Here is a 7716-nt window from a genome sequence, read left to right as displayed (position 1 = left end):
ACAGGACCCGGCGTGCGGTCGGAGCCGGGGCCCGGGAGATTCGGTGGCCGGCTATCCGGTGTGCGGCAGTCGGGTGGCGGGGATGACGCCGAGCCGGCCGGCCTGGTAGTCCTCGAAGGCCTGGACCAGTTCGTCGCGGGTGTTCATGACGAACGGGCCGTAGTGGGCGACCGGTTCACGAATCGGCTGCCCGCCCATGACATACAGCTCCAGCTTCGGGGTGTGTGAGGCCTGCCGCGGCGCGGCGGTGAGGCGCAGGCCGTCCCCGGGCCCGTGCACGACGAGTTGACCGACCTGGATCGGCCTGTTCTCGGCGCCGACGGTGCCGACGCCGGCCAGGGCGTAGACCAGCGCGTTGTGTCCGGGGTGCCAGGGCAGGTCGACCTGGGCGCCGGGCTCGACCGTGATGTGCGCCAGTGTGATCGGCGTGTGTGTGACCCCCGGTCCGGCGTGTCCGACGATGTCGCCGGCGATGACCCGGATGAGCGCGCCGCCGTCCGGTGTGGTCAGCAGCGCCGCCTGGCTGCCGCGGATGTCCTGGTATCGGGGCGGGACCAGCTTCTTCGCCCGGGGCAGGTTGACCCACAGCTGGGTGCCGTGGATCACGCCTCCGCTCATCACCAGGCTCTCCGGCGGCGCCTCGATGTGCAGGATGCCCGCCCCGGCGGTCATCCACTGGGTGTCGCCGTCGGCGATCCGCCCACGGCCACCGTTGGAGTCCTGGTGGTCCACGATGCCGTCGATGACGTACGTGACGGTCTCGAAGCCGCGGTGCGGATGCCACGGGGTCCCCTTGGGCTCACCGGGGCCCAGGTCCACTTCGCCGAGATGATCGAAGTGGACGAAAGGATCCAGTTCGGACAGGGGCACATCGGCGAACCCGCGGCGCACCGGGAAGCCCTCACCCTCGTAGCCGCGCGGTGCGGTGACCAGCCGGCGCACCGCGCGGATCCGGGTCCTGGCAGGGGCGAGTCCGGGCAGGCGGGGCAGGACGAGGACGTCCTCGACGGTGATGGCGGGCATGGTGCTCCTCCCTGGACGGACGCTGCCGGCGATCAGGCGATCAGGCGAAGGAGTACGGGCCGAAGCGGCCCCACACCACCGCACCGGCCAGCACGATCAGCACAAGGTTCGGCACGATCGCGCTGGACTCCTTGCGCCTGGCGTGGGTTGTCGCCGCCGCGGCCATCAGCAGCACGAGGCCGACGGCGGCCAGCGGCACCAGGACGGGGATGATGTCCAGCGCGGCGGGCAGGATCAACCCGACCGCGGCCAGCACCTCCAGGGCGCCGATCAGCTTGAGCATGCCGGGAGAGAAGTCCTCGGCCCACGCCATGTTCGGCGAGGCGGCGAGCTTCTCCTTCGGCTGGGCCAGCTTCGCGCCGCCGGCGGCCAGGAAGAGCGCGGCGAGCAGGCCGGCCAGAATCCACAAAGCGATGTTCATGAGTTGACCAATCAAGGGGGGCAGACAGGGCCCCGGCGTTCTCGTGATGCGTCCCGATGTGCGGGATGAAAGCGGCATTTCGCGAGAACGCCGGGGCCCTGGGGATTAGATGCGTGGAATAAGATCCGCCGGGTCGCCCGTCAGGAGCCGGCGAAGGCGGACTTGTGCGCGTTCAGCCACTGCTGGAACGTCTGGAGTTGCGGGTTCAGACCGCGGACGGCGTCGAGGTCGCGGACCGCGTTGAACTGCGGCACCTCCGCGTAGAACTGGAACATGTTCCCCGACTCGGCCGCGGCGGGGAACGGCTGCGCCCGCATCGCGTCGAAGGGCACCGGCACGTACGCCACGTCTTCACCCAGGGCCGCGCTGAGCTGCTCGGCCATCTGCTTGCCGGTCAGGTGCTCGCCGGCGATGGACACGGTGCGGCCCACGAGGTCACCGCCGCGGCGGAAGATGCCGTAAGCGGTCTTGCCGATGTCCTCGGCGGCGATGCCGGCGAGCGCACTGTCGGCCATCGGCATGGCCAGCACGAGCCGGCCGTCGTCTCCCCGTCGCGGCGCCATCGGGCCGAGCAGGTTCTCCCAGTAGAAAGTGGTCTGCAGGAAGGTGGTCGGCACCCCGGCATCGGTGAAGAACTGGTTGGCCTCGGCCTTGGCGTCGAAGTGCGGGACCTTGTAGCTGCCCATCAGCGTGGGCATGCGCTCGTCGTCGAGCGGGATGTAGTCGCGGGTGTCCTCCAGCGTCGACCAGATCACATGGGCCACGCCCGCGGCCTTGGCGGCCCGGGCCATGGTCGCCGCCTCCTGCTTCTCCCGCTCGGGCGACATGTCCGCCCAGAAGTTGGTCACCAGGAACGCCCCATGCGCCCCGTCGAACGCCTCCGTCAGGCTCCGCAGGTCGCCGATGTCGGCCTTCACCACCTCGGCGCTCAGCGCCGTGAGTTCGCGTGCGGTGTCCGAGTCGGGGCTGCGGGTCAGTGCACGTACCGCGAACTCACCACCGGCGTCGGCCAGGATCGCCCTGGCCAGCCCGCCGCCTTGGGCACCGGTCGCGCCGACCACCGCGATGACCTTCTTCTCCGCCACGGCCTTCTCCTTCTTGTTGGGTCAGGGGCAGCACACCCCCACTGCATGACGCATCATGTACCTCCACATCCGAAAGTGCATGACGTGTCATGTGATGTGTCATGGACGTTAGATGCAGGTGTATGACATGTCAAGCGCCCAGTAAACTCGTTGCGTATGAACGACACACCCGCGTGGCTGAGCCCCGCCGAGCAGCACGCCTGGCGTGCCTTCATCCGCCTGCACCAGAAGCTCTGGGCCACGCTGGAGCGTGACCTGAAGGCGCACAAGCTGTCCGGCGCCGACTTCCAGATCCTCGTCGCCCTCACCGACACCCCCGACGGTCGGCAACGATTCCAGGACCTCGCCAGCACCATCGAGTGGGAACAGAGCCGCCTGTCCCACCAGATCGCCAGGATGACCAAACGCGGCCTGGTGACCCGGGAAGAATGCGCCGAGGACGGACGCGGTGCCTTCGTCGCCATCACACCGGCCGGCCGCCAAATCATCGAGGCCGCCGCACCCCACCATGTCGCCATGGTCCGCCGCCTGGTCATCGACGCCCTCAGCGACGAACTCGACACCTTCGCACGGCTCTCCAACCGCATCCTGGAACAACTAGACAACGAGCCACGGTGACTCTCGCCGCGGTCCTCGCACTGGTGACACCGCCGACTCCTGACTTCGCTCGTCTCGGAGGGCCCATGGGGCAGTCGGAAATGCTTGCCCTGATGCAGCTGCTCCCAGTCGACCTCGGGGTGCGCGTCGACCGACGCCGTGGTGAAGATCGGCACGTCGACCGTCCCGGCCCGGAGGTGCCGTACCCCACCTCTCGCCACTCCGTGGGCTTGATCCATCCCCGGTCCGCATGTGGTCGAACTCAACTCGCCTCACCCCGAGACGTTCGGCGGCCTGGTCGGGACCGAGTGGGGTGGCGGCTGCGACCAGGTCGGCCGGGTCCTCGCGCCGGCCCGCGGCGTCGACCTGGGTGGGTTGAGGAGTGAGCCGTCCGGGTTGCCGCTGAGCTCGGTCAGCAGGCCGCGCGCGATGAGCCGGCGGACCACGAACGCGGTCACGTTCGCCCGCTCATCGAGCGGTTCGAGGAGCAGGTTGCGCATGGTCCAGTGGGGGCGCGCCGCCGTCGAAGAAACCGAGCACGGCGGCGTTGACGTTCGAGGTGAGCATCGCCCGGCACCGCTCCCACTGCGGGGTCCCGGCAGCACGCCGGCCGGTGAGGTCACCCTCGTGGCGCTCTCCGTGTCGCCGCCGATGAGGATCTTCATGCTGCCTCAGGTTGCGCGCCGGCGAGGGAACCTTGAAGGAGAGAGTGCTCATGCGGGGCCTCCTGGAGGCCTGAACACGTCAGTCACGGGCTGCCAGAACACCGCCCCGGTGCACGGACAGGCAGGGAAGCGGAAGATCCGGATATTGTCGTTGGATGCCGACGACATCACGTCCCGCGTGGCGGGCTTGATCCAGCAGCACTAGGGCGCACACCTTGGCCCACACCTGCCGGGTGATTCCGGACCCTGCCTCGTACCGAGCCGCCGCCCTACGCGTCGGTGGCGCCGGGGCGGCACAGTGCCATTCTCGTCGGCCCCGTCGGCGGCCGACTGAAGTGCCCTGCCCAGGGCGGTCGCCGCACCTTGGGCTCGGCGACTCCAGTGACTCCACCCGTGCAGGCGAAGCGAGAGCGGTGGGCCCTTCACATCGGCCCTGTTCGCGTCACCTTGACCCTGCCGGTCAGCGTGACGTCGAAACGGACGCCGTGGAGAGACGTCCGTCAGTACGTGACGGTGATGCGGTGACGGATCGCGGTGCTCTTCTCGGCCTCGTCGACCAGGGCGACCGCGTAGTCCTCGGCGCTGATGAAGCTGGTGCCGTCCCATGCGATGAGCAGGTCGTCGCCGCCGAGGCGGAAGGTGCCGGTGCGCTCGCCGGGGGCATGACGGACCTGGCGGAGGCCGTGTCCTTCAGCTCGGGCGGCTTCACCCCGCTCGCCGACCGCATGGCGAAGGATGAGTTGATCCGCCGCGATCCCGACCCTGTCGACCGACGAGCCGCACTCGCCGCATTGACCGACCAGGGCGCCGAGGCGCTCGACCGCGCCCTGACCGCCCACGTCTCCCAGCTCCGCAGCCACGTCACCGGACCGCTCTCATCCGAGGATCGCCGCCACCTCGAGCGCATCCTGCGCACGCTCCGCGACGCCAACGAATGAAGTTCCGCGCGGACGCGCAGACTCTCAGTGCCGGATGGGCGCCGTAACCGCATGGCCACCTGCAGCCAGTCGCCCGGACCGAAAGACAATCGCCCTCGCCGTCATCGCAGAGACCATGGGCCCGCCCCCTTCCGCCGGGACGGTACGGCGCGGGTGGTGCGCGTGCCCTGGCGCTCGCGGTCGCCGTCCGCCCCCTGGCGGTGGCCGGTGCCTTGCCTCTGGCTCAGGACCGAGCATCCGGTGCCGGTGCTCGCGGTGCTGGGCCGTCGGCCCAGCCGCATTCCCCACCTGCTGCTGTCTTGGTCAGAGGTTCAGCAGGTGTGCCGCGTTGCGGTGTGCGATGCGTTTGAGGTCGGCGCGGGAGAACGGCGCTGTGCGGAGGAACTCGACTGCCTCGGCCGTTGATTCGTAGGGGTAGTCGACGGCGAACAGCAGCCGGTCGACGCCGATGGCCTGGACGGCTCCGAGGAGGGCCGCGTGGGAGAAGACGCCGCTGGTGGTCGCGTAGAGGTTGTGCCGCAGGTAGTGGGAGGGCAGTTGTCGTGGCCTGCTCTTGGGGTCGGCCTGGTGGTAGCGGCTGTCGAGCCGGGCCAGCTGGAAAGGCAGCAGTTCTCCCATGTGCCCCAGCGTCACCGAGGCCCCGGGGAACTCGTCGAACACTCCACCGTAGATCAGGCGCAGTGCGTGGGCGCCGACCTGCGCTGTCCATCCCCAGGACGGCCCGCTCAGCACGGGATGCCCCTGGAACACCCGCCACTGATCGGCGGGGAAGAGCGCGGGATGGAGGTAGAGCGTCACGCCGAGCCGTTCAAGCTCGGCCCACACGGGCCGGAACTGCGGCTCGTCGAGGTAGTGGCCCTGGACGTGGTCGTTGTGCAGGACCCCCTTGAGGCCCAGTTGCTCCACCGCCCGGCGCAGCTCCACCACCGCGGCCTTCGGATCCTGCAACGGCAGGGCGGCGAAGCCGGCGAACCGTGTCGGGTGGGCGGCGACCACGTCGGCCAGGCGGTCGTTGACCCGGCGGGCCGTGGCCACGGCCTCGGAGGGGTCCTCGATGGCCTCCACGCCGGGTGAGGTGAGCGACAGGACTTGCACGTCCACCCCGTGCTCGTCCATGTCCGCCAGCCGCAGCTCCGTGAAGTCGGCGAGCCGGCGCCCCCACTCTTCCCCCCAGCCGGGGGGCATACGGGCCTCGCCCGGCCATGGGATCAGCTCCGGAACGGAGAACGCCTCTTCGACTGCGATCACCTTCATGCCGCGCCCCGGGCGGCCGACGGCGGTCCCGGCCGACGTGGAGGTGACGGCCTGGGCGGCGGCGGGCGGGGCCGTGAGGCCTGCTGTGCCTGCGGTGGCGCCGGCCGCGGCGGCCAGCAGGCGCCGCCGCGAGGTGCCCGCGGCGAGGGGGGATACAGACGATCCTGTCGTCATCGTCCTGCCTTCCATCGGTTTGACGGGAATCGGGGGCATGAGTCGGAGGGGTGGGATCGATCTGAGTCCACTATTAGGTAACCTAATCATAGGCTACCTAATGAATGCTGATCTCGGAAGCTCCCGGTGATGTGGGGCACCAGACCTGACCGGCCTACGATCGGCAGACCGCGCCGGACCGACCGCCTCACCGTGAAAGCAGAACCCCATGGCCTCCTCCCCGTCTGAATCCGAGCCGCTCATCCGGCTGCTGTGGCGCGCACACAACTGGTTCCGAGCCGCCCTGACCACTGCGTTCGAGGCCCAGGAAGACGGGCCGGCCGTCAGTGCGGCACACGTGACCCTGCTCAGTCAGCTCCCGTCAGAGGGGGCGAGCATCGCCGAGCTGGCCCGGCGTCTGGGCGTCAGCGCCCCGACCGCGCACCAATGGGTCCATGAACTTGTCGCCCTGGGCGTGGTGACCGTGGAGAGCGATCCGCACTCCGCCCGGTCGAAGCTCGTGCGCCTCACGGTGGCCGGTGTCCGGCGCCGCGCCGAGACGATGCAGATACTGGCCGGACTCGAAGCCGCAATCGCCGAACGCGTCGGCGCGGATACCGTCACCGCACTACGGGCCGCACTGGAGGAACCGTGGGGATCTCCGGAATCGGCAGCGGCGGACCTCCCCGACCTTTCCACCCGGTAACGCTGTTTGCTCCCGGGGGCAGTGGCCGACTTCCACGCCGACAAGGGCGACGAACTACGACCACCTGCGTCGTCGGCTCAGCAAACGCGGCCTGCGGCTGTCCGCCCGCCGTGGATTGGATTAGTGGCTCCAGCGGATCTCGGAGGTGGGGCGGTTCCACACCGGGGTGTCGGTGAAGCCCGCATCGACGGTGTCTCCAGCCGGTCGTCCAACATCGGAATGCCCAGGTACTGCATACGTAGCGCCGGGCCGCCGCGGTCCCGGACCAGCAGGGCCACGCCGTGGCGACGCCGCCGACGGCGCTGTCGCCGCCGACAGCCAGCCGTGCCGGGTCGATGCCCAGCTCCGCTGAGTGTCCGGCCGTCCAGGCCGGCGCAGCGTAGGAGTCCTCCAGTCCGGTCGGGAAGGGGTACTCGGGCGCGAGCCGGTAGTCCACCGAGACCCCCACCGCGCCGACCTGGTCGGCGATAGCAGCAGGTCGGAGTGGCAGAAGTCCGGACTGCCGAGCACATAGCCGCCGCCGTGCAGGTACACCAGGCCGGGCAGGCCGGTGTCCGCTGCCTCGGTGCCGGCCGGGGTGTAGATCCGGACCGGGACCTGCGGTGCGCCCTCAGGGGCCCGGAACAAGAGTGTCGCGGACGTCGACCTGCCGGGCCGGCTCGTAGACGGGCAGGTGCGCCGTCATCTCCTTCTCGGCCGCGCGGGCGGCGGCGATGTCGGTGAACGGCAGATCGTTGATCATCAGGACAACATGGGCCAGCTCGGGATCGAAGGCGTAGGACATGGGTGCTCTGCTCCTCGGAAGCGTCTCGCTCGCGCGATCTTCGGGACTGCAGACACCATTCCGCGCCATACGTGACATCCCGCGTCAGGG

At 69.7% G+C, this 7716-nt stretch carries 9 protein-coding genes and 1 pseudogene; 3 read left to right on the top strand and 7 right to left on the bottom strand.

The genetic code is table 11. From position 1 onward, the window contains the following. Positions 1 to 51 precede the first annotated feature (51 nt). From ACYVO6_RS15635 to ACYVO6_RS15625, 3 genes are all read right to left on the bottom strand, one after another. On the bottom strand, positions 52 to 1023 hold the full coding sequence (locus ACYVO6_RS15635) for a pirin family protein (protein ID WP_461061559.1): 972 nt from the start codon (positions 1021 to 1023) through the stop codon (positions 52 to 54). Between the two features lie 40 nt (positions 1024 to 1063). Continuing rightward, positions 1064 to 1444 carry a DoxX family protein gene (locus tag ACYVO6_RS15630; RefSeq protein ID WP_461061557.1) on the bottom strand — a complete coding sequence of 127 codons (381 nt, stop codon included), beginning with the start codon at positions 1442 to 1444 and terminating at the stop codon, positions 1064 to 1066. Between the two features lie 140 nt (positions 1445 to 1584). Then, the gene (locus tag ACYVO6_RS15625; protein WP_461061555.1) at positions 1585 to 2529 is read right to left on the bottom strand and encodes an NmrA/HSCARG family protein; all 945 of its coding nucleotides are present in this window, start codon (positions 2527 to 2529) and stop codon (positions 1585 to 1587) included. A 156-nt stretch (positions 2530 to 2685) separates the two neighbouring features. Between ACYVO6_RS15625 and ACYVO6_RS15620 the strand changes: the two genes are divergently transcribed. After that, entirely contained in the window at positions 2686 to 3147 is a 462-nt protein-coding gene (locus ACYVO6_RS15620) for a MarR family winged helix-turn-helix transcriptional regulator (protein WP_461061553.1), read from the top strand. A 434-nt stretch (positions 3148 to 3581) separates the two neighbouring features. Here the strand turns inward: ACYVO6_RS15620 and ACYVO6_RS15615 are convergent. Beyond that, positions 3582 to 3791: pseudogene (locus tag ACYVO6_RS15615) on the bottom strand (M55 family metallopeptidase); the annotation flags it as partial. A 662-nt stretch (positions 3792 to 4453) separates the two neighbouring features. Between ACYVO6_RS15615 and ACYVO6_RS15610 the strand changes: the two are divergent. Next, positions 4454 to 4729 carry a MarR family winged helix-turn-helix transcriptional regulator gene (locus ACYVO6_RS15610; RefSeq protein WP_461061884.1) on the top strand — a complete coding sequence of 92 codons (276 nt, stop codon included), beginning with the start codon at positions 4454 to 4456 and terminating at the stop codon, positions 4727 to 4729. Between the two features lie 303 nt (positions 4730 to 5032). Here the strand turns inward: ACYVO6_RS15610 and ACYVO6_RS15605 are convergent, their stop codons facing one another. Continuing rightward, positions 5033 to 6157, bottom strand: a complete 1125-nt coding sequence (locus ACYVO6_RS15605; protein WP_461061551.1) for an amidohydrolase family protein — start codon at positions 6155 to 6157, stop codon at positions 5033 to 5035. 208 nt (positions 6158 to 6365) lie between these two features. Here ACYVO6_RS15605 and ACYVO6_RS15600 point away from each other — a divergent pair, with 208 nt between their 5' ends. Then, positions 6366 to 6842, top strand: coding sequence for a MarR family winged helix-turn-helix transcriptional regulator (locus tag ACYVO6_RS15600; RefSeq protein WP_461061549.1), 477 nt, complete (start codon positions 6366 to 6368; stop codon positions 6840 to 6842). On the opposite strand, the gene ACYVO6_RS15595 is transcribed toward ACYVO6_RS15600, so the two are convergent. Further along, a complete protein-coding gene (locus ACYVO6_RS15595) occupies positions 6757 to 7311 on the bottom strand; it encodes an alpha/beta hydrolase fold domain-containing protein (RefSeq protein ID WP_461061882.1) in 555 nt (184 codons plus the stop codon). The two genes, ACYVO6_RS15600 and ACYVO6_RS15595, sit on opposite strands and share 86 nt — an antisense overlap. Before the next feature lie 141 nt (positions 7312 to 7452). Continuing rightward, positions 7453 to 7626, bottom strand: coding sequence for a hypothetical protein (locus ACYVO6_RS15590; protein WP_461061547.1), 174 nt, complete (start codon positions 7624 to 7626; stop codon positions 7453 to 7455). Positions 7627 to 7716: the final 90 nt, after the last annotated feature.

Source organism: Streptomyces pseudoechinosporeus (genome assembly GCF_054783935.1).
Note: the sequence above shows the minus strand (reverse complement) of the source record. Positions and strands in the feature narration are given on the sequence as shown.